Below are 21,389 nucleotides of genomic sequence, written 5' to 3'. Positions count from 1 at the left end.
TAAAGATAAGCCTGTGCAGGCCGATAGCTTGTTGAGGCGGGCAATATTGCCTGCTTTTTAGTTTTGCTACAAGCAACAAAGGAAAACAGGTATGGATATATCAGGAGCGGGTGGCTCTGCAACATCCGGTGCCTCGCTTGAGTTGGCCTCACTTAAACTGGCAAAAAGTCAGCAAAAACAAGAGGGACAAGCGACGCTTCAGCTGCTCGAATCAGCCGCTGACGTACCAAAGTCCACATCAGCAAACCCGGCGGTAGGAGCCAACGTTAACACCTACGCTTAGTTTTGCGGTTGTAAAAGTAAATCGATGGGCGTTTTGCCGGGCTGGCCACCAATTTCGCGCGTGAGCTTGGGAACCAAAAAGCCCGGCAAGCGCTTTATCATTTCATGCATAATTGCGCGCGCCTGAGGCTCAGTAACCTCAAAATGTGCCGCTCCCTGTACTTTGTCTAATAAAAACAGATAATAAGGCAAAATTCCTGCGTCAAACAACGCTTCACTTAGCGCTACCTGCGCTGTACTACTGTCGTTAACGCCTTTAAGTAATACGCCTTGATTAAGCACCGTAACGCCTTTGGTTTTAAGTATCTCAATGCGCTCTTTTAGTATACTGCTTACCTCATTAGCATGATTAATATGCAGTACCAATACCGGCTTTAACCGGGTTTGGGTAATCCACTGCACAAACTGCGTATCAATACGCTCGGGCAAGACTACCGGCAGGCGGGTATGAATACGTAACCGAGTAACATGCGGTATAGCTTCAAGTTGTGTGGTTAGCCAACCCAGAAATTCATCTTTGGCCATCAGCGGATCGCCGCCCGAATAAATAACCTCGTTAATTTGCGGGTGGGCTTTGATGTAGTCGATATTCTGCTGCCATTGCCTACGGCTAAGCGCATTTTCAGCGTAAGGAAAATGTCGCCTGAAACAATATCGGCAATTTACAGCACAGCCTGTTTTAATCAGCAACAGCACCCGGCTTTGGTATTTATGCAGCAACCCTTTACTGGCGGTATCATGTTCTTGCAGTGGGTCGGGGCTGAATCCGGCTACCTCGTTAAATTCTGCGTCTAGGGGCATGACCTGCCGTAACAAGGGGTCTTGCCAGTTGCCTTTTTCCATTAACCCGACAAAATGCCGGGGCACCCGCAGTGCAAATAGTTTGCGGGCGTCGCCATGATGGGCAAGGGCTTCGGTGTCGAGTTGTAAGTGCTCAAGCAGTTTTTTAGGGTCTGTAAAGCAATAAGACAACTCTTTTTGCCAGTTATGCTCTACAGTCACGCTATTTTTAGGTATTATTTGCACCACTTTGTTCTTTACACCTTTTGTTTTAGCAGAGGATTTATGGCTAATTACAGCACTAATGAGTTCAAAGCTGGCCTGAAAATTATGCTGGATGGCGAGCCTTGCAACATCATGGAAAATGAGTATGTCAAACCCGGTAAAGGGCAGGCATTCAACCGCACCAAAATTCGAAAACTAATTTCAGGTAAAGTACTTGAAAAAACATTTCGTTCTGGCGAATCAGTTGAAGGCGCCGACGTGCTTGATACCGAACTGGCCTACTTGTACACCGACGGTGAATTCTACCATTTTATGAATAATGAAACATTTGAGCAAATCGCTGCAGATGAAAAAGCGGTAGGCGAAAACATAAAGTGGCTGGTAGAAAACGATGTATGTACCATTACCCTGTGGAATGGCACGCCGATTACAGTAACCCCGCCTAATTTTGTAGAGCTGGAGATAACCGAAACCGATCCGGGCTTAAAAGGTGATACTGCCGGTACCGGTGGTAAGCCAGCGACCTTGAGCACTGGCGCGGTAGTACGTGTCCCGCTGTTTGTACAAACCGGCGAAGTGATTAAAGTGGATACTCGTTCAGGTGAGTACGCTTCGCGCGCCCAAAAATAACTTTTTGATATAGCAGGCAGCGCATGGCTGCCTGTTTGTTTAACATTACCTGGCTGTTATCAGCCGTCAGACAAGACTTTGTTTGTATGAACTGGCAACCTACCACCGACCATTCTCAACGTATGGCCCGGGCGCAGCTAATGCGCTCTATTCGTGAGTTTTTTTACCAGCGCGATGTATTAGAGGTCGAAACTCCGCTATTAAGCCGCGGCACCGTCACCGATTTGCACCTGAGCGCCTTTACCTGTGAATTTAATTTTGACGATTCCGGGCAATCTCTTCCTTTGTACTTACAAACATCTCCCGAATATGCCATGAAGCGTTTGTTGTGCGCCCAAAGTGGTCCTATTTATCAGCTTTGCAAAGCGTTTCGGCATGAAAGCGCCGGGCGCTGGCATAATCCCGAATTCACGATGCTAGAGTGGTATCGGCCCGGGTTTGACCATGGCCGGCTAATGCATGAGGTTGATGAGTTATTGCAAGAGACTCTTCACACTGCCCCTGCTGATAGGCTGGCCTATCAGCAGGCCATGCAAACCTACGCCGGACTCGACCCCTTAACCGCATCACATACCGCTTTGGTTGATAAGTTACCGATACTGAATATTAATATCGATAATGCCAGTGAGTTATCTTATGACAGTTTATTGCAGTTGATATTTTCGACTGTGGTTGAGCCGGCGATAGGACAAGACAAACCCTGCTTTATTTATAGTTTTCCGGCATCGCAGGCAGCCTTGGCACGCATCAATACCACCGATCCTAAAGTGGCCGACCGGTTTGAGGTCTATTTTAAAGGCGCTGAATTAGCGAATGGTTTTTTTGAACTCGCCTCGCCGCATGAGCAGCGTGAACGTTTTAAGCAGGACAATGCACTTCGGTCCGAAGCGGGTTATCCGCAAGCGCCGGTCGATGAACATCTGCTTAGCGCACTGGAAGCCGGGCTACCCGATTGCGCTGGGGTGGCGTTAGGCGTCGACCGATTGCTTATGCTTAAAACCGGAGCAAGCCATATTCGTCAGGTCCTTAATTTTGGGATAGACCGGGCCTGACGTAGCTGGTTTCTTATCCCCCAGAGGTCACCTTCCCGGCTATTTTTTTGTCCATCGCCTTTAAATTCTGCAGCGTTCATTTATTCCCTTTAAAACAATAGCTTGTTATCTATTGCCGCCTTCTTTTTCTGGATGAATAAAAGGGCGGAGGATTGCCGTCATTATTTCTACCCCAGACGACAAGCGCTACAATTCTGCCGATAAGCCGCCATTGACAAACCAATAGAATCACGTAAAAATGTTATAACATAACACTTGTTGCAGCACTCAAATAATAAACGCGGAAAATTCTATGTATAAACGTAAGCTTATTGCCTCTTCAATTCTTTTGGCGTGTTCGCCGGTAATATTGGCAAATACCATTAGCGGTACGGTTACCAACGAAGCAGGAAACCCCGTTGCCGATGCCAAAATTAGTGTGGAAGGCTCACGTAAAGTGGTTTATACCGATAATAGCGGTCGCTACCTGTTAGAGAATGTTTCACCGGTAGATGTTCACCTGCATGTATCTTCTTCAAATTACCTGCATGGTGACCGGGATTTAGGGGCGATAAAAAGTGACAAAGTTATCGATTTTGTACTGGCATCTTCTTCGGTAGAAAACATCACCGTGACCGCTACTGCCATGCAGTCTTCAATTCTGGAGTCGGTGACCCCCGTTTCAGTATTGGGCGCAGATGAATTGCGTAAGCGTCAGGCGCCCACTTTAGGCGAAACACTTAAGTCTACCCCCGGCGTGCATAGCACGTACTACGGGCCGGTATCTTCAAGCCCGGTTATACGCGGCAATGATGGTCCCCGGGTAAAAATTGTCCAAAACGGCCTGGATGTGTCAGATGTATCGCGGATTGGTCCTGATCATAATGTTGCCGCAAATACCTCAAGTGCCACTCAGGTTGAAGTTTTACGCGGCCCGGCGACACTGCAATACGGAAGTGGTGCCATTGGGGGTGTGGTGAATGTGGTCGATAAGCGTATTCCTGAAAGCGTTCCACAGCAGTTAGAAGGTGAAGCCGAAGCGCGCTACTCAACGGCTGATAATGGTAAATTTGCAAAAGCGGATATTACCGGCGGTAAAGACGCCATTGCCTATCACTTTGATGGCTTTACCCGCGATACGCAGGATATTGAAATACCGGGTTTTGCCTCGGCCGCACCCGATGGCGACGAGCCTTACGGGGTTTTGGAAAATAGCTCGATGGAAACGACCGGTTTTACCGGTGGACTAAGCTATGTGCAGGATGAAGGTTACATCGGCTTTGCGGTAGAGGGTTTGGATAATCTTTATGGGGTGCCCGGTCATGCGGCTCATGGCGAAGAAGAGGCCGAAGAGCACGATGATGAGCTTCACAGTGAAGAAGCCCACGTAGAAGGCACTCAAATAGATGTAGAGATGACCCGTTATCAACTGGCAGGTGAACTATATTCGCCCGTGTCCTTTTTAAATAGCATCAAGTTTGCCGGTGCCTACACCGACTATACTCACGTTGAGATTGAAGACGGGGCCATTGGTACGCGCTTTAACAATGACAGTACCACTATGCGCCTTACCGCCAATCATATTAAAGTTGACGGCTGGCACGGTATCGTTGGGGTGCAGGCCAGCACCAGCGACTATGAAGCAGTAGGCGATGAAGCATTTTCACCGCCCACCCAAACCGACACTTATGCGCTTTACGTGGTAGAACAAAAAAGCTTTGGCAATCTGACCGCTGAACTGGGTGCCCGGATAGAGCGCACCGAATACGAGGTGGGCGATACTCAGATTGATTTGCACTCAGCCGCTCATGATGAAGAACACGAGGCTGAAGAAGCGCCAATGTTGTTTTCATTTGATGACTATCAGTTTACTTCTACGTCGTTCTCGGCAGGGGCTAACTGGGAATACAAACAAGGTCAGTCGATGGCCTTGACCGTGTCGCGTAGTGAGCGTGCCCCCAGTCAGCAGGAGCTGTTTTCAGGGGGTGCACACCTGTCGACTCAAACGTATGAACTGGGTTTGGTTTTTGATTTAGATAATGACGGTGAGGTGGGCTCGTCGTTACAGGAGGTCAACGAAGAAGTTAGCACCAATATCGATCTGACTTTTCGTAAGTATACCGGAAGCTGGGGTTATACCGCGTCGTTTTTCTATAATCAGGCAGATGATTATATTTACCAGTCTGACACGGGGTTAATAGCAGAAGCCGGGCATCAGGAACACGATGAAAGTGAACCACAAGAACATGCAGGCGAAGAAGCTCAAGATGAGCATGAAGAAGGCTTACCGGTCTTTGTCTTTAATCAGGCTGACGCGGATATTTACGGTATGGAAGCTGAAATTTATTACGATATAGACACCTCGTGGAGGGTAGAGGTATTTGGCGATATGATTCGTGCCAAGCTGGATAATCAGGATTTACCTCGTATTCCACCTTTGCGTGTAGGCACCCGGTTAAGTTATACCGGTACGCAGCTTAGCGGTGAAATAGGGGCAACCTACAATGACGAGCAAGACAACACGGCCCCGTTTGAAAGTCAGACCGACAGCTACACCCTGCTGAATGCCAATGTTCAGTACGAAATGATGTCAAAAGGCATAAACTGGGTATTATTTGCTAACGCCGATAATCTGACTGACGAAGAAGCGAGGGTGCATACCTCTTTCTTAAAAGACAAAGCGCCCCTGCCGGGCCGTAACTTTACGGTCGGTGTGCGAGCATTGTTTTAAGCTCAGCACTGCGCCAGTAAAGCCATATAGCCATGAAGCCGACTTCTTCGGCTAAACTCAGGGATGAGCCGGCTAGCCTTCCTTGATATACTTTTGCCAAAGTATGTTTAAAGCAGGTATAGGTTTTGACGTTAAGTCAGTTGCAGCAATGGTTTGGCTCTTTTGATCATCAACATCTGATTTTAGGGTATGGCTCGCTTATTAACGCCGACAGTCGTCGGCGCTTTTCTGACATGACCCACAATGGATTGTTAGTGCATGTCAGTGGCTTCGCCCGAGGCTGGATAACACGCAGTTTACAGGAACAACAAACCTACGTTGGCGCCTGGCCCGATGCAAACGCCAGTCTTAATGCTTTGATGCTACCTACCGCACTAAGCCCCTCTTTAGCCCGCCGTGAAAAAGATTACACATTTGTGCAGGTGTCAGCGCAGGCGCTGACCACCGAGCTGGACTCTCACGCCAACAACTGGCTTCACGAGCAACTAGCCAGTAAAAAAATCTGGATCTGCCAGTCTTTGTATCAGCAACACGCTGACGCTGAGTATCCGGTTTCACAGTCTTATGTTGATACGTGTCTTGCCGGTTGTCTGGAACGAGGCGGCGAAGCCAGCGCCCGGGAATTTATTCATACAACCGCGTACTGGCCATCCACATTAAAAGATGACCGTCGCCAGCCTGTTTATCCACGGCCAGGGCGTGTAAGTAGGGCCCAGCAACAACAAATTACAAAGCTACTTAATCAGGCGCACTGATTATGACTTATGAAATGAGCACCGGGCGCGTGGGGTTACGCCAACCGGTAGAAGACGACGCTTCCTGGCTGTATACCCTGAATAACGATCCACAATGGGTAAGATTTATCGGCAATCGAGGGGTGCATACTTTGCGGGGAGCCAAACGTTATATAACGGTGACCCAAAATCATTTCAAACAGTGGGGCTACGGGCTGTGGGTGGTGTCTCGCCACATTGATAACAAACCTATGGGATTGTGTGGTCTGGTTAATCGCGGCATTTTTAATAGCCCTGATTTAGGCTTTGCGCTGCTTGAAGAATTTCGTGGTAAAGGGTTTGTCGGTGAAGCCGCGACGGCGGTTTTACAACGTGCTCACAACCATCATAAATTTGCGACGATTAGTGCGCTGGCTCACAGACAAAACACCGCGTCGTGCAATGTGTTAAACCGTCTTGAGTTTTCGCACTATGGTCAAATTTGTATACCGGGTCTGGCCCGCCAGAAGTTGTTCTGGCGGGCCCTGGGGTAAATATTATTGATTTGCTGGTAGTACGGTCGCTTTTTCTAAAATAATGGGTTCGATAGGGCTGTTGGGTTCGCGCAGCCGCAGCTGATACTCAGTTTCAACCTCCATCATTTTGTCGACCACTTCCTGGCCTTCTACAATCATGCCAAATACGGCATATCCCCACTCTTTGCCAGGGTCCAGTGATGGGTTATCGTTCACATTAAAAAAGAACTGGCGCGTAGCCGAGTGTGCGTCATTTTGTCTTGCCATTGCAATGGTATAAAGCTCGTTTTTCATGCCATTGCCTGACTCGTTAAAAATCTCCGGATAACTGGGCTTTTCGTCATAGTCGGTATTATAACCGCCACCCTGAACCACAAAGCCCGGCACAACCCGATGAAACAGGGTGCCGTTGTAGCCATGCTTTGACACATAGCGTAAAAAGTTATTAGTGGTAATAGGTGCGCGGCGACGATCCAGCTCTACCACAATGTCGCCCATGGATGTCTGTATTTTTACCTGAGGATAAAAATTGTCTGGCTGCACATTGGAGCCATCTTCTTTATCTTTTGCCATTGCCGGAGCTGCGGCAAAAATCAGAATTAATAATAAATAACGAAGCATACAGGGTCCTTAACTTAACGTTTGGCTGCACTCAAAATAACGAATTTACGATTACTTGCAAGTATCTTTACCCCGCCAAACAGCTTTTTGAGTTTAATATGGTATTCCAGGTGTCGGTTAGCCACAACGATAAGGTGGCCGCCACGACGCAGCACCGTCCGGCTATCATTAAACATTTGCCAGGCAATATGATCGGTTACGGCGTTTTGTTGGTGAAATGGCGGGTTGCATAACACTTTGTCGTAGCTTTGCTGGCCCTCGTTTTGTAGCAGCGTTTCAAGACAATTACTGGCCACAAACTGACATTGCTGCTGAGCCTCGGCAAAGTTGGCAGCAACATTGTCGCGGGCACTGGCCAATGCCATAAACGACTCATCAACAAACGTCACTGCCGCTTCTGGCGCCATTGCCAGTGCATTGAGTCCCAAAATGCCATTGCCACACCCCAGGTCGATGACCTTCTCATGATTAGTCACATGCATATGTTCAAGCATAAGACGAGCGCCAATATCTAGCGACGCACGCGAAAACACATTGGCGTGATTATAAAGGGTCAGCGACAATCCGGTGCTGGCTGCCTGACGCCATTGAGTTGGATAAGGAGAAGGTAGTGGCTTATTCAGGGTTTGTTCTTGCGGTTGACAAAAAATAAGGCGAGATTTTTTTTGCGCCAGCGAGGTAGTGGTAGGACCAATGTACTTTTCAAGCAACGTAAGTACGGTTTTGGTGACGCTTTTTACTTTACCTGCTGCGATAATTTGTGTGTGTTCGGTTATTTTTTCGCGTAAAACCAGCAACTGCTGCTCTAATAATGCCAGGGTGCGCGGAATTTTGATCAGCACCAAAGCAGGCGTAGCGGGTAAAGCTGATAGCTCAGATACCGCCCTCACCGGGTGGTCCACTAAACCTGAGTCATGACACCTTGCCGATAATTGATTATTTTTCAGGTTCGCATAAAGCGAACGGTGGGCAATCCATGAATCGCTGTACCAATGAGGATTTGCTGATGCGAACCAGGTGCCCAGTGCACCGAAATCATCGTTTAGTATGATACCATTGCCCTGCGCAAAAACGATATCGTGAGTGGCTAAATGCTCGATGATCAGCTCATCGGCACTGTCCCAGGCTTGTAATGATTTATGCTGATGTTTGGCCGGGTAGCGAATCAGATTGAGTTGTTTGTCCAGCAACGTAAAACAGGTATTCATAGGCAATCTTTATGGTTGAATCAGGGGGGCATATGCAGCTTGGCTTATTTGGGGACGCCGCGGCATCTGAACGTATAATTAAGCTGGCCCTGCCTGATGCAGATGTCAGTTATCAGGCAAACTGGCTGGATAATCGCCAGGCCACTGCGTTTGCAGCCCGTTTAAAAACAGAATTACAATGGCAGCAGGATACCATTAAACTGTTCGGCAAGCTGGTAAAAATTCCACGTTTACAGGCATGGTATGGTGACCCTGAGGCCCAATATCAGTATTCGGGACTTACCATGACTCCGTTACCCTGGCACCCGTTGCTAAGCCAGTTAAAACAACGTCTTGAGCACCACTGTGATTGTCGCTTTAACAGTGTGCTGGCAAACTGGTATCGTGATGGCAATGACAGCATGGGTATGCACAGTGATGATGAGCCCGAGCTGGGGGCAACGCCAGTTATTGCGTCGCTAACATTGGGACAAGCCCGGCCCTTTGCCTTTGTACACAAAGCGTCAAAAGTGCGTACTACCCATACTTTGGAGCACGGCAGTTTGTTGGTGATGCAAGGCGAAACACAGCGTAATTATCGTCATGGTATTAACAAAACCAGCCGGCCTGTCGATGACAGAATCAACCTGACCTTTCGCTATGTCTATCCGGCTTAAGAAAACCTTCACTAAATAGCAGGCTATTATGAACATTCAGGATTTTATTGAACAAACACTTGATCGCGAACTGACACCTATTTTTTTAGACGTGGCCGATGAAAGTCACATGCACAATGTAGCGCCAGGCGCTCAGAGCCATTTTAAGGTCACCGTAGTCAGTGCCAAGTTTGAGGGCGAGCGTCTGATTGCCCGACACCGTCGGGTAAACACCTTGCTTGCCGAAGCGTTAGCCGGACCGGTTCATGCCCTGGCCCTGCATACTTATACGCCCTTGCAATGGCAAGAGCGAGGACATGAAATTAATGTGTCGCCTCAGTGTCTTGGGGGCAGCAAAGGCGGATAGTTTGTATATATCTTTACAGCAAGGCCAGTTCACTAAGCACACTGAAGGCCAAAGCCGTGACTGGCAATGAGACCAGTGTGGTTACGGCAATAATACTGGCGGCAAGACTGGGGTCGCCCCCTAAGCTACGCGCCATTACGTAGCTGGCCGCCGCGGTAGGAGCAATACTTAGCAGTAAAATTACGCCTAACTCCATGCCCCGAAAATTCAGCAGGTATGCGGCACCCACCAGCACCATCGGGTAAACCAGACATTTACTGATCACCGCAATACTGATGTTTTTTCGATTAATTCCAAATGCCCGAAATTGTAAGGACGCGCCCGTACAAATAAGCGCCAAAGGAAGAGTAAGCTGAGCAAAATACTCGCCCGTGGCCTGCACCAGCGTAGGCAACTGAAGTTGCAGATAAGAAATCGGCAGCGCCAATAAAATAGCGATAATCAACGGGTTGGTAGTGATCCCCAACAAATGCTGCAGTACCGAGCGTTGCACATCAAGGTAAAAGTTTAAAACAAACACCGACAATACATTAAATAAAATTGTTACACCGCCCAGGTATACCGAAGCAGTGGCCAGACCTTCTGTGCCATAGGTATTGGCGCAATATGCCAGTCCAATTATGCCCATGTTCGCGCGAAAACCGCCCTGAACAACCACCCCACGGGCATTGGAAGGGGTTACTAACGCCTGGCAAAATGCCATTAACAGCGCAAAATACCCCAGTGTGCCTAACAACCCTACCAAAATAAGCTTGCCATTAGCCGCGCTGTGAAAATCGGCCTGTGCAATAGACAAAAATAACAGAGCTGGCAAGGCCAGATTAAATACAAGTTTAGAGCCCGCCTCGATAAATTTTTCATTCAACATACCGCGCCGAAACAAAAAGTAACCCATAAGCAGCAATACCAGCACCGGGCCCAGGGTGTTAGTGATAAATCCGTACATAAAAAAAGGGGCTAGCCTTAACAATGAAAAGTCTGTGGCAAGTATATCAAATAATAATGGCTGCTATGCACTATGCACAATGCACTTTAAGCAAGGCGTCTTGTTAAAATTGTGAAGCGTAGTGGGTAACTAAAAATAGTAATTAAATAACCTGACAGTCTGCAACTCCCACAAATACAAAGGTAATCTGTTGGTAAACTTTACCAGTATGCATAGCAAGGAACAGCAACCCCGACAACTTTGTTATGCATCAAAAAATAAGCAATCGTTTTTTAGCCACTCTGGCCACCGGCAGTCTGGTGGTTTTTATTGTGTTAGCCTGGTGGGTTACACAAACACCAGTTCCGGCTATAGACGAAGCCATTATTACAGGGTTGCGTCATATCGACGATTTGTCTGACCCGATAGGTCCAACCTGGCTTGAAGAAGGCATGCGGGATATTACCGCTTTGGGCAGTAACTGGGCGTTATTGTACCTTACCTCTGTCAGTGCATTGTGGCTGGGAGTTACCGGGCGAAGCAAGCTTGCCTGGCAGTTGGTAGTGGGTATTTTAGGGGCGCTGGTGGTTGCTTTTGCTTTAAAATATGGCTTTACCCGGCCTCGCCCCGACCTGGTAGGACACAATACCAAAGTGTTTACCAGTAGCTTTCCGTCTGCTCATGCAATGATGTCTTTTATTACCTATTTTACGCTGGCGGTGATAGTGGTCAGATTAAGCCATCGCACTAATATCATTACACTGATTTTTTCTATGGCGGCGCTTACCACGCTGGTGGTAGGAATAAGCAGAGTGTATTTAGGTGTGCATTGGCCTACCGATATTATTGCCGGATGGGCAGTGGGGGGATTATGGGTAGCCGTATGGGCACGACTGACCCGGGATCATACACATGCGGTGCAACGCTAACGCTGCACCGAAACTTATGCTCTGACGGTGCGTAAAAACCAGCCTACAAAAACCGAAATTAAAAAACCAAAAAATGAGACCAGACCGGTTACGGTTAACAACGAACTGGCGATATCAGCAGACTCGCCAGTTTCATCACTGACCAGCATTCCTGACGACTGAAATATAAACAAAGCGGCGACCGACAATAGTAAAATAGTAGCGGTTGACGTTATTGTGGCTCGCCAAAAGGCATGCGGGGCGCTCCAGTGTATAACCCCAGCAATGACGACCGACAATCCTGTTAATAAATAAGCGACCAAAATCTTTATCCTCTATATAACTCAATAGAACCGGCAAATGTGCACCGGTAGTTAATAACCAATAGTGTGCCTTCGCCTAAGCCCGGATGCAACGTTGACGATGTGCTTTGGCACTTAGGCAGTCCCCATAACCAGCGATACAAATGCATGAGTTTTAACAATCTATTAAAGGACTTCAACCCAATATGGTGATAGAATCGCCGCCCGTTTTTTAACCAACAACCTTATTGGAAACACATGTTTGACCTGATCACCAATAAAGACAGCAATGTGAAAAATGATGTGCTGTCAGGGATTACCGTTGCTTTGGCTTTGGTTCCTGAAGCGGTCGCCTTTGCTTTTGTCGCGGGCGTAGAGCCTATGATAGGCCTTTACGCGGCATTTATGATGGGCCTGATAACCTCAGCCATAGGCGGTCGGCCCGGCATGATCTCTGGCGCTACCGGCGCGATGGCCGTCGTTATGGTTGCTTTAGTTGCCCAGCACGGTGTGGCCTACCTGTTTGCCGCTGTGGTGTTAGCCGGGGTGCTGCAAATACTTTGTGGAGTATTCAGGCTGGGTAAATTTATTCGGCTGGTGCCTTATCCGGTCATGCTGGGCTTTGTAAACGGCCTGGCCATTGTTATCTTTTTAGCTCAGTTAGGGCAGTTTAAAGTATTAAATGCAGCAGGCGAATGGCAGTGGATGGAAGGCAGCGCCATGTATATTATGCTGGGACTGGTAGCGCTGACTATGGCGATAATTTACCTGCTACCTAAGCTTACCAAGGCGGTACCTGCCTCATTAGTGGCTATTATTGTGGTTACGGTGTTAGTGCATGCACTTAATCTAGAAGCACGTACGGTTATCGACTTTGTACGCGACTTGCTTCCCGCTGACCAGAAAGCCACGGCGACCTTAGCCGGCGAACTCCCCAGCTTTGCTATTCCTATGGTGCCCTTTACCATGGATACCCTGATGATTATTCTGCCCACCTCAATTATTTTGTGTCTGGTAGGTTTAATCGAATCTTTACTTACTCTGTCTTTAATTGACGAAATGACTGACACGCGCGGCCATGGCAACAAAGAATGCGTAGGCCAGGGTGTGGCTAATACGGTTAATGGTTTCTTCGGTGGTATGGGCGGTTGCGCTATGATTGGTCAAAGTATGATCAATATCAACTCTGGCGGCCGTGGTCGTCTTTCGGGCATATCAGCCGCGTTAGTGTTGTTAGGTTTTATCCTGTTTGCCGCACCGCTCATTGAAATGATTCCACTGGCAGCGCTGGTAGGGGTTATGTTTGTGGTGGTTATTGCGACCTTTGAGTGGGCGTCATTTCGCATTATTCGTGGTGTAAACCGCGAAGATGCGTTTGTGTTATTTTTGGTGACCGGAGTCACGGTTATCGCTGACCTGGCCATTGCTGTTGTGGTCGGTGTGATTGTTTCGGCCCTGGTGTTTGCCTGGAAGCATGCCAAACACATTGAGGTTAAAAATCATATCGATAACGACGGCTGGAAAGTGTACGAGCTTAACGGCCCGCTGTTTTTTGGCTCGATAACGCACTTTAAAGACTATTTTGATGTGATTAACGATCCGCAGGATGTGGTCATTGACTTTGACAACAGTCGTATCTGGGACTCGTCGGGTATTGATGCCCTGGATAATCTGGCTGATAAATACGAACAACAGGGTAAAAAGCTGCATATTCGCCATATAAGCAGCGACTGCCGGGCGTTACTTAAAAAAGCCAACAAGTTTGTCGAGATAAACGTGGTAGAAGACCCGCGTTACAAAGTGGCTTCTGACCAACTTGGGTAAATAAGCAAAGTGGCTCTGCTGAGGCGCTACGCTTTTTGCTAAACATCATCAAGCTCATATCGATATTGTCGCTATGAGCTTTTTTTTGCATACGAGTACGCCGGGGCTGACTTTGTGGTTGGCGCTGTCGGTGCTAAAGTAATGACTACAATACCAACACTGTGAGTAAAGGCGATGTCAGTGCCATTTAGTGAGTTTATAAAGATTATCGGCAAGGGCAAGAAAGGCAGTCGTAGTCTGACCCGTGAAGAAGCTTTTACCGCCATGAAAATGGTACTGAAACAAAAAGTCACCGGCGAGCAGCGCGGCGCATTTTTGATGCTCTTACGTACCCGCGAAGAAACACCGGACGAAATTTGTGGTTTTTTAGATGCCTGTCGGGCTTTAGAAAATCAGGCCGTGAAAGCGTTACCTGCAACCCTTGATATTGGTTGCTATGCAGGCAAACGCCGACAATTACCCTGGTACTTACTGGCGGTGGCGTGTTTGGCTAAAGAGGGCATTCCCATCTTTTTGCACGGCGCACAAGAACCCGGTTCGGGCCGTTTGTATGCCAGTCACGTTTTACCTCAGCTAGGATTGACCCCGGTAGGAAATGTCGCCCAAGCTGCCAATCAGTTACAATCTCATTGTGCGACCTACCTGGACCTCGGGCTGGTTCTTCCCGCTTTAAATGACATTATAAAGCTGCGAGAAGTTTTTGGTTTACGTTCGTGCGCCAATACCCTGGGCCGGCTACTTAACCCCAGCGCTGCGCCGTATAGTGTACAGGGCGTTTTTCATACTCACCTTGACGACAAACATGGTCAGGTAAATCAGGCTTTTGAACATTACGATGCGTTGTGTTTTCGCGGTGATGGGGGCGATCCGGAAGTCAACAGCGAACGTGAAACCACGTTGTTTATCACGCGTGCACAAAATACCGCTGAGGTCACGTTGCCAATGACTGAAAATGGCTGGGCAATGAAAGACAAAACAATGAATGTCGACGATATGCTGCGCTACTGGCAAGGCGATATCACCCACAAATATGCAGAGCATTCGGTGTTGCCCAGCCTTATCAGCTACTTAATGCTGATTAACCAACTTGATTATACCCAAGCCGCGGCCAAAGCTAATAGTATGTGGCAAAATCGTGATAAAACTCAGCTGCCTTTTGGTGGCAAAGCCTGATCTGATTCTGGCATTGGCGTATACCTAAATAACAATGCACACCTAAGTGTTAATTTGTCAGAAGCAATGTTTAGGAGACACGTATGCAATCAATTAAGTTGGCAGATGGCCGCAGTATTCCCCAAATCGGTTTTGGTACCGCCGCTATCGGGGAGATGCACCAGGATGATGGCTATGTAAAAGATACGGTATTAAAAGCGATTGATGCGGGTTACCGGCACCTTGATACCGCCTCGTTTTACGGCAACGAGCGCAGTGTAGGGCAGGCAGTACTAGAGTCGGGTATTGCCCGGGAACAATTTTTTATTACCACCAAGGTGTGGGACACCCAACAAGGCTATCAGTCTACACTTACGGCGCTGGAGCAAAGTCTTGAGCGATTACAGACAGATTACGCAGACCTGTATCTGGTGCATTGGCCCTATCCTGAAAAAACACGTCCTACCTGGCAAGCTATGGAAAAGCTGCACAGTGAAGGTTTGGCAAAGTCATTGGGTTTATCGAACTTTCGTAAAACCGATATTCAGCAATTGCTGAAGTTTGCCGAAATCAAACCGGTTTACAACCAGTTAGAATTGCATCCGTATCATACACAATCGCAGCTAAGCGAGTTTTGTCAAAGTAAAGGCATGGTGGTGTCATGCTGGTCACCGTTAGGTTCAGGCTCCTGGAGTGGGGTGGCTAAAGATGAAAAGCCGATCACTGACGATACTATTGTAACGCTGGCTGAAAAATATCAGGTTTCTGTGGGTCAAATTATATTGAAATGGGACTGTCAGCGCGATCGCATTGTTATTCCTAAATCTGAAAGCGACGACAATATTAAAGCAAATCTACAGTTAGATAGCTTTACTCTGACCGACGACGAATTGGATAAGATAGATGGGCTGAATAAAAACCACCGCTATGGAGGTGATCCTGATACCGCGTGGAAAGACAATCTGAACAATCCGGTACCTTCGCGCTAACATGAATAAAGATGAGTGATTATAAATAGTTACCATAAATAGCCGGTAACTATTTATTTTTTTTAGAAGATGTTTTTTAGAAGGTTTTTATTATCAACCTTCATGAAGAGCATGAGGCCCTGAATTAGGCTACCTTACCCAAAAGAGGAAAGGGGGCAATGAGACCAGAGAATTATTTGCCCCTTCGCTTATAAATAAATGAAAAAAGACTAGACACGCACTAATAGCAGATGTATAGTCACCGCAGCTAAAGAAAGTACTCAAATTTACATCCTTCATTTCGTTGTTTTACTCGTAACTCCACGTCCTGCGGTTTATTTAAGTTCAAGTCTATATTTAAGCTACTCTATGCCTTGAAGGCGTTATTATTTAAAATTTTAGGATACTATTATGTCTAATGTAACTACAGGAACCGTTAAGTGGTTCAACGAAGATAAAGGTTTTGGTTTCATCGAGCAGCAAGGCGGTCCAGATGTGTTCGCACACTTCCGTTCAATTGTTGGTGATGGCTTCAAAACTCTTAAAGAAGGCCAGCAAGTAGAATTTACTATCAGCCAAGGCCAGAAAGGTCCTCAAGCTGAAAATATTCAGGCTATCTAATTATCCTGCCGGGGTAACCTGGTTAAAGATAATTCGATACCAAAAAAGGTAGCTTCCTAGCTACCTTTTTTATGTCTGAAATTTACCATTATTAATGCCGAAGCCAGCCTTTTTCTACCGCCAAATCAGTTTGTTCGTTCACATAGTTCCATAATTTTGGAGCACATGTCTGCAAATGCGCATTGCGATCTAATATTTGCTGTTGCGAAACATTATGTCGCGCCCAGCTGCCGCCCTCATTTTGCATATTCTGAAACACGGGCAGGGCTCTATCCATTGCTTTAGCAAACCTGGCATCATGGGTTTCAGCGGCTTCAAATTCTAACCACAGTTTTAAATAATGTTGTGCCTGCTCTTCGGGTAGTAAGCCAAAAATACGTTTGGCTGCCGCCAATTCCTGAAGTTCCTGTTCAGCGTGATCGCTGGCATCGGCAAAAGCAAACATATCGCCGGCATCAATCTCAACCAAATCGTGAATTAATATCATCATAATAACTCGGGACACATCAATAGGCTGTTCTGCGTACTCAGCGAGTATCAATGCGCTTATCGCCACATGCCAGCTGTGTTCGGCGCTGTTTTCCTGGCGCTGGTCGTCGTGGGGCAAACGAAGCTGTCGCTTGATAGTTTTAAGGCGATCAATCTCAATAATGAATGCCGCCTGTGGAATTTGGGTCATAGTAGGTCCAATATTTCATTTAACATAAAAAACGCGCCCTGAGGCGCGTTATAAAAAGACAGATGTGCTTGGTGTCAATTAGCTTTTATTGCTTAACCAAACAATCAGATCAACAATGTCATCTTTAGACATGTCAGAAGTGAATTGGGCCTGATAGCGACCATTAACAATAAAGTTAGGCACACCACGTACATACTCACGATACTGATCTAAGGTTTTATTGTTTTTCTTCATCATGTTGTTTACGCCAAAGCTGCTGGCCATTTTATCAAACTCAGCTTTGTCTACGCCATTGACGACAAAAACATTACGCAAATCATTCATGCCGGTGATACTGGCACGTTGCTTATGAATATAATCAAAGATGGCACTATTCAATGAATCTTCTTGCTTTATAGCTCGGGCAATCATCATTGCGCGGGTAGCATCATCTTGAATTTCAGTAGAAGTAAAGCCCATGAAATTGACATGAATCTTATTGAACTTCGTGTCTTCTCCTACTTTTTCTTTAATGTCTTTTACTAAAGGTTCAAACTGATAACAGTGCGGACACCAATAAGAAAAGAATTCCAGAATTTCAGGGCTGTCTGTTGCTGGCTCATCTAACACTGTGTAGTGAGTGCCTTCTTTCCATTTGTTATCTGCGGCGCAGGCTTGTAAAGGTATTAATAAAGCCATCACCAATAACAGGGCAAATTTTTTCATGCATTGCTTTCCTCTTAGCGTAATTGTTTAAAAGGTTACCACAGCGATAACATTTCGCCTAGCCACCTGTAAAAAGTGTAAGACTAAAAATCTCGGGCTAGACGCTTAACGCCAGGAAGGCACCGCTTTGACCTGGGTCATGCTGCCTATTTTCGACACCGCATCTAAACATAATGTGGGGTCGTATATAGGCACTGAGAGAATAACTTCATCAATATCGGTAGCAGCTACAAAATCACTTAACTGTTGCTCTACGGTTTGCTCGTCGCCGACCACTGCATAACGTAGCGTATGATTAATCGCTGCTAACTCGTGTTCCTGTAATTTTGCTTCAATACTATCTACCGGCGCAGGCATGGGTTCATTACTGCCTCGGCGCAAATTTGCAAATTGTTGCTGTACCGAGGAAAACAAATACTGAGCATGTTCGTCTGTATCGCCTACCACCGCCATTACACCAGCACTTACATAAGGTTCAGACAGCTGTGCTGACGCAGTAAAGTTCATTTTATAGATACGAATGGCATCGTGTAGTGCTTCTGGGGCAAAATGAGAGGCAAATGAATAAGGCAGGCCTAATTTGCCGGCCAGTTGCGCTGAATACAAGCTTGAGCCTAAAAGCCATAATGGCACATGGCTACCTGCACCTGGTATGGCGATAACATTCATACTGTTATTTTCATCTTGTAGGTAAGCTTGCAGTTGCGCGACATCAGCCGGATAGTCTTCTACCGAAGCTTGTAAATTACGCCGTAGCGCCTTGGCGGTTGCCATATCTGTGCCCGGCGCACGTCCCAGCCCCAAATCAATTCGACCAGGAAACATTGCTGCAAGAGTTCCAAATTGCTCGGCGATAACTAAAGGGGAATGGTTGGGTAACATTACGCCCCCTGAGCCAATACGAATCTTACTGGTGACATTACCTACTCCAGCCAACATAACGGCGGTGGCGGCACTAGCAACGCCTCGCATACCGTGATGTTCTGCCAGCCAAAAACGTTCAAAGCCAGACGCTTCGGCGCACTGAGCCATTTTATGGGTCTGGGCAATAGCATGTTGCGTGGTTTGATTTTGACCTATATGGGCTAGGTCTAACACAGAAAAGGGTACGGGCTGAGACATAGACAACTCCAATTTAATGCCGATGCTCAACTAGGTTGGGATAACACAAAATAAAACAAGAAATAAAACCAGTATTGCGACTAACTGAGGGCCTTACACGTTCAATACCTGCCTGACTTTAGCGCCCCGCTACAATCCCAAAAGGCTGCTCAACTAAGACAGTTTTAACCGCAAGCCAACATGGGTGCAGGTTGAATCCGGGCTTTTAGTTGCGTGCCAGCAGGCGTTTGCGTACCGGCAATACCGTAACGGGTTTGCCCCACATACTGCCACCGGCCATATTCTTTTTTGAAAGTGTGAACCGACAGATGGGTTGTGTCTTCAAGCTCAATTAAAACATCACCGTCGATGTCCATATAACAATATGCTGGAATACCATTGTGTAACGTCACTTTCATATAGCCTTCATCAGAAACGGTACTGATTTCCTGCACCTGATGAGAAAATGTTTCACAAAACACTGAAATTACAGTGGTAACATCGGTATTTAAAAGAACGGGTCCTATAGCAACCTGTTCAATATTGGCCAATAGACGTTTCATTTTTAAAGCCTCCAGGCAAGGTTTAGGGTGAACGTTAAATCCGGTTTTCACCAAGAGCCATAAATTAATAGGGAAAACTGCTACACCTGTGCGAACAGGATTGGATAACGATTCAGGAATGAGGCATGTAGTCTACCACAAAAGAACCATTTTCAATATCGCTGCGCAATCACAGCAGAGCGCCAGGGAATACCAATAAAATCAACTAAAACAATTGATTGAGTGTTTTCTGGTCATGATGTATGTAGATATTTTGATTAGATTAATTTAATCTAATCAAATAAGAAGCTAAGTAGTTATACCGAACATTTCGACGTGAAGTTGTCAAAAAATACGGTATTTCTTCCGCCGGCTTTCGCTTGATAAAGCGCTTGATCCGCCCGGTTTATCAAGCCTTGAATAGACTCATCTGCATGGTAAGTGGTACAGGCACAACCTATACTTACTGTGACAATACCCTCAGTTTTGTTGGATGAAAATTCTATTTTAAGCTCTCGTACCGCCTCTAAAATTTTTAGTGCGGCGGCGTAACAGGTGTGCTCGGTTTTTGATGGTAAAATAACCGCAAACTCTTCGCCTCCGTAACGGGCGGCTAACCCTCCGTGGGAACGCATTGTATTGTTTATCGTTTGAGCTATCTTGCGCAGAGCCTCGTCACCACTAACATGACCGTAGGTATCGTTGTAACGCTTAAAAAAATCGACATCAATAATAAGCAAACTTAATGCGCGCAGATTAAATTGCGCATTGGACCAGTCACGAGCCAGACTGATATCAAAAAAGCGGCGATTTGCAATACCAGTTAACCCATCAATATTGACCTGCTTTTCAAGGGATTTGTTGGCCTCGATTAATTCTTTTTGCAATAACTGTAATGTACGCCGGTTATTCACATTGATTAATGTTTCGCTGACCATCTCGCCAATGAGTTTCAGGTAGCGTACCTCAAAATGACGCCAATGGTGGACGTGCGATAAAATATCGCAACCAATAAACCCGAACAAATCGTCGTTTAAGTATACGGCGACGCACAGTACCGACCGAATGCCTTCGCGTTCAAACTCTGCTTGTTCAAGATGTGCTTCTGTAGGTAGTTTTTGTACATCATCAACCTTAAATACAGCTTCTGTCTTTATTGCCGCGTCAAAATAAGGCAGGTGGTCAAGCGGCATTTGCTGTAACTCGTCTTTATAGGGCGTTACCCCCGGCGCCGTCCATTCGTGGGTGTTATCCATAAATCGTTTGTCATGTGAAAAGCGGAACAAATAACAGCGATCGGCGTTAAAAAATTGGCCGAACGAGCCCAGGCTTTGTTCTATGAGCGAGTCGGTTTGATTCGATTTGGCATTAATCAATTGGGTGGATATTGAGGACAACAACATAGAAAACGACAAATGACTGGCTAAAGAAGCGTTCATCATTCGTGATTCTATATCCTGAACATCATCAATACTAACTCGTATAATAAGATACCGATGCTGATTTTCGTAACACACATGTGTGCTATGAAAAATACAGGTGTAACGGGTATCGCGCGCGACAATATGTACCCGCTGGCAAACTTCGTTCGCGCGCTCGGCTACCACCAATGGAGAGTCTGAGCTGCAAACAGCTTCGCCCGAAAACGCATTAAAAAAAGAAAAGTGTGACAGAGTATCAGATTCAGACAACATAAATTGCCGCCGAAACTCAGTTGAAAAAGCATAGGTCTTTGAGTTTACAGGTTTATAGATCAAACATACGGGAAGCTGCTCTAATATGGCCGCATAATCTTGTTTCATCGTTGAATAGGATGTCCTTTTAATGCGCAGAAGATTTGTCAGGGGATAAAGTAACCTCTATCGAGCTGCTGCGCGAGTATCAAAATTAGGAATATCTGATA

23 protein-coding genes are annotated in these 21,389 nt (G+C 46.6%); 13 read left to right on the top strand and 10 right to left on the bottom strand.

The features are described 5' to 3' along the window. Positions 1-91: 91 nt before the first annotated feature. The gene (locus JK130_RS00995) at positions 92-283 is read left to right on the top strand and encodes a hypothetical protein (protein WP_218352333.1); all 192 of its coding nucleotides are present in this window, start codon (positions 92-94) and stop codon (positions 281-283) included. Here the strand turns inward: JK130_RS00995 and epmB are convergent. Beyond that, positions 280-1,311, bottom strand: a complete 1,032-nt coding sequence (gene epmB / locus JK130_RS00990) for an EF-P beta-lysylation protein EpmB (RefSeq protein ID WP_218352332.1) — start codon at positions 1,309-1,311, stop codon at positions 280-282. The genes JK130_RS00995 and epmB overlap by 4 nt on opposite strands. A 36-nt stretch (positions 1,312-1,347) precedes the next feature. Between epmB and efp the strand changes: the two genes are divergently transcribed. The 5 genes from efp (at position 1,348) to JK130_RS00965 (ending at position 6,946) form a co-directional block, all read left to right on the top strand. After that, positions 1,348-1,917 (top strand): elongation factor P, encoded by a 570-nt coding sequence (gene efp, locus JK130_RS00985; RefSeq protein ID WP_218352331.1) that lies wholly within the window; start codon positions 1,348-1,350, stop codon positions 1,915-1,917. A gap of 86 nt (positions 1,918-2,003) precedes the next feature. Further along, on the top strand, positions 2,004-2,969 hold the full coding sequence (epmA, locus tag JK130_RS00980) for an elongation factor P--(R)-beta-lysine ligase (RefSeq protein ID WP_218352486.1): 966 nt from the start codon (positions 2,004-2,006) through the stop codon (positions 2,967-2,969). A gap of 292 nt (positions 2,970-3,261) precedes the next feature. Then, positions 3,262-5,679, top strand: a complete 2,418-nt coding sequence (locus tag JK130_RS00975) for a TonB-dependent receptor (protein ID WP_218352330.1) — start codon at positions 3,262-3,264, stop codon at positions 5,677-5,679. Positions 5,680-5,804: 125 nt separating this feature from the next. Beyond that, the gene (locus JK130_RS00970; protein WP_218352329.1) at positions 5,805-6,434 is read left to right on the top strand and encodes a gamma-glutamylcyclotransferase; all 630 of its coding nucleotides are present in this window, start codon (positions 5,805-5,807) and stop codon (positions 6,432-6,434) included. Positions 6,435-6,436: 2 nt separating this feature from the next. Next, positions 6,437-6,946 (top strand): GNAT family N-acetyltransferase, encoded by a 510-nt coding sequence (locus JK130_RS00965; protein ID WP_218352328.1) that lies wholly within the window; start codon positions 6,437-6,439, stop codon positions 6,944-6,946. 3 nt (positions 6,947-6,949) lie between these two features. Here JK130_RS00965 and JK130_RS00960 read toward each other — a convergent pair whose 3' ends face one another. Both JK130_RS00960 and JK130_RS00955 read right to left on the bottom strand, forming a co-directional pair. Next, on the bottom strand, positions 6,950-7,549 hold the full coding sequence (locus JK130_RS00960; RefSeq protein WP_218352327.1) for a peptidylprolyl isomerase: 600 nt from the start codon (positions 7,547-7,549) through the stop codon (positions 6,950-6,952). A 14-nt stretch (positions 7,550-7,563) separates the two neighbouring features. Next, a complete protein-coding gene (locus JK130_RS00955) occupies positions 7,564-8,757 on the bottom strand; it encodes a methyltransferase (RefSeq protein WP_218352326.1) in 1,194 nt (397 codons plus the stop codon). Positions 8,758-8,789: 32 nt separating this feature from the next. Between JK130_RS00955 and JK130_RS00950 the strand changes: the two genes are divergently transcribed. Together JK130_RS00950 and JK130_RS00945 are read left to right on the top strand one after the other, a co-directional pair. Next, positions 8,790-9,413 (top strand): alpha-ketoglutarate-dependent dioxygenase AlkB family protein, encoded by a 624-nt coding sequence (locus tag JK130_RS00950; RefSeq protein WP_218352485.1) that lies wholly within the window; start codon positions 8,790-8,792, stop codon positions 9,411-9,413. Positions 9,414-9,441: 28 nt separating this feature from the next. Then, positions 9,442-9,759 (top strand): BolA family protein, encoded by a 318-nt coding sequence (locus JK130_RS00945; RefSeq protein WP_218352325.1) that lies wholly within the window; start codon positions 9,442-9,444, stop codon positions 9,757-9,759. A gap of 13 nt (positions 9,760-9,772) precedes the next feature. Here the strand turns inward: JK130_RS00945 and JK130_RS00940 are convergent, their stop codons facing one another. Beyond that, positions 9,773-10,705, bottom strand: coding sequence for an AEC family transporter (locus JK130_RS00940; protein ID WP_218352324.1), 933 nt, complete (start codon positions 10,703-10,705; stop codon positions 9,773-9,775). A gap of 245 nt (positions 10,706-10,950) precedes the next feature. On the opposite strand from JK130_RS00940, the gene JK130_RS00935 reads away from it, so the two are divergent. Next, a complete protein-coding gene (locus JK130_RS00935; RefSeq protein ID WP_218352323.1) occupies positions 10,951-11,613 on the top strand; it encodes a phosphatase PAP2 family protein in 663 nt (220 codons plus the stop codon). A gap of 14 nt (positions 11,614-11,627) precedes the next feature. Here JK130_RS00935 and JK130_RS00930 read toward each other — a convergent pair whose 3' ends face one another. Beyond that, the gene (locus JK130_RS00930) at positions 11,628-11,915 is read right to left on the bottom strand and encodes a hypothetical protein (RefSeq protein ID WP_218352322.1); all 288 of its coding nucleotides are present in this window, start codon (positions 11,913-11,915) and stop codon (positions 11,628-11,630) included. 237 nt (positions 11,916-12,152) lie between these two features. Between JK130_RS00930 and JK130_RS00925 the strand changes: the two genes are divergently transcribed. From JK130_RS00925 to JK130_RS00910, 4 genes are all read left to right on the top strand, one after another. Then, positions 12,153-13,718 carry a SulP family inorganic anion transporter gene (locus tag JK130_RS00925; protein WP_218352321.1) on the top strand — a complete coding sequence of 522 codons (1,566 nt, stop codon included), beginning with the start codon at positions 12,153-12,155 and terminating at the stop codon, positions 13,716-13,718. Positions 13,719-13,892: 174 nt separating this feature from the next. Then, positions 13,893-14,891 (top strand): glycosyl transferase family protein, encoded by a 999-nt coding sequence (locus tag JK130_RS00920; protein WP_218352320.1) that lies wholly within the window; start codon positions 13,893-13,895, stop codon positions 14,889-14,891. 83 nt (positions 14,892-14,974) lie between these two features. Next, positions 14,975-15,859: an aldo/keto reductase gene (locus JK130_RS00915; RefSeq protein ID WP_218352319.1), complete on the top strand. Its 885-nt coding sequence runs from the start codon at positions 14,975-14,977 to the stop codon at positions 15,857-15,859. Positions 15,860-16,249: 390 nt separating this feature from the next. Further along, positions 16,250-16,459 carry a cold-shock protein gene (locus JK130_RS00910; RefSeq protein ID WP_195810360.1) on the top strand — a complete coding sequence of 70 codons (210 nt, stop codon included), beginning with the start codon at positions 16,250-16,252 and terminating at the stop codon, positions 16,457-16,459. Between the two features lie 91 nt (positions 16,460-16,550). On the opposite strand, the gene JK130_RS00905 is transcribed toward JK130_RS00910, so the two are convergent. The 5 genes from JK130_RS00905 to JK130_RS00885 all read right to left on the bottom strand — a co-directional run bounded on the left by JK130_RS00905 (position 16,551) and on the right by JK130_RS00885 (position 21,288). After that, complete coding sequence (locus JK130_RS00905; RefSeq protein ID WP_218352318.1) at positions 16,551-17,138, bottom strand: HD domain-containing protein; 588 nt, start codon at positions 17,136-17,138, stop codon at positions 16,551-16,553. Positions 17,139-17,216: 78 nt separating this feature from the next. Beyond that, positions 17,217-17,843 (bottom strand): thiol:disulfide interchange protein DsbA/DsbL, encoded by a 627-nt coding sequence (locus JK130_RS00900; RefSeq protein ID WP_218352317.1) that lies wholly within the window; start codon positions 17,841-17,843, stop codon positions 17,217-17,219. Between the two features lie 105 nt (positions 17,844-17,948). Further along, entirely contained in the window at positions 17,949-18,965 is a 1,017-nt protein-coding gene (locus tag JK130_RS00895) for an LLM class flavin-dependent oxidoreductase (RefSeq protein WP_218352316.1), read from the bottom strand. Positions 18,966-19,129: 164 nt separating this feature from the next. Beyond that, on the bottom strand, positions 19,130-19,507 hold the full coding sequence (locus tag JK130_RS00890; protein WP_218352315.1) for a hypothetical protein: 378 nt from the start codon (positions 19,505-19,507) through the stop codon (positions 19,130-19,132). Positions 19,508-19,803: 296 nt separating this feature from the next. After that, positions 19,804-21,288, bottom strand: coding sequence for a diguanylate cyclase domain-containing protein (locus tag JK130_RS00885; RefSeq protein WP_218352314.1), 1,485 nt, complete (start codon positions 21,286-21,288; stop codon positions 19,804-19,806). Between the last annotated feature and the right edge of the window lie 101 nt (positions 21,289-21,389).

This window comes from Alteromonas lipotrueiana (genome assembly GCF_019249245.1).
GTDB classification, from domain to species: Bacteria; Pseudomonadota; Gammaproteobacteria; order Enterobacterales; family Alteromonadaceae; genus Alteromonas; species Alteromonas lipotrueiana.
The sequence above is the reverse complement of the archived record's forward strand: the minus strand, read 5'-3'. Positions and strand labels throughout refer to the sequence as shown.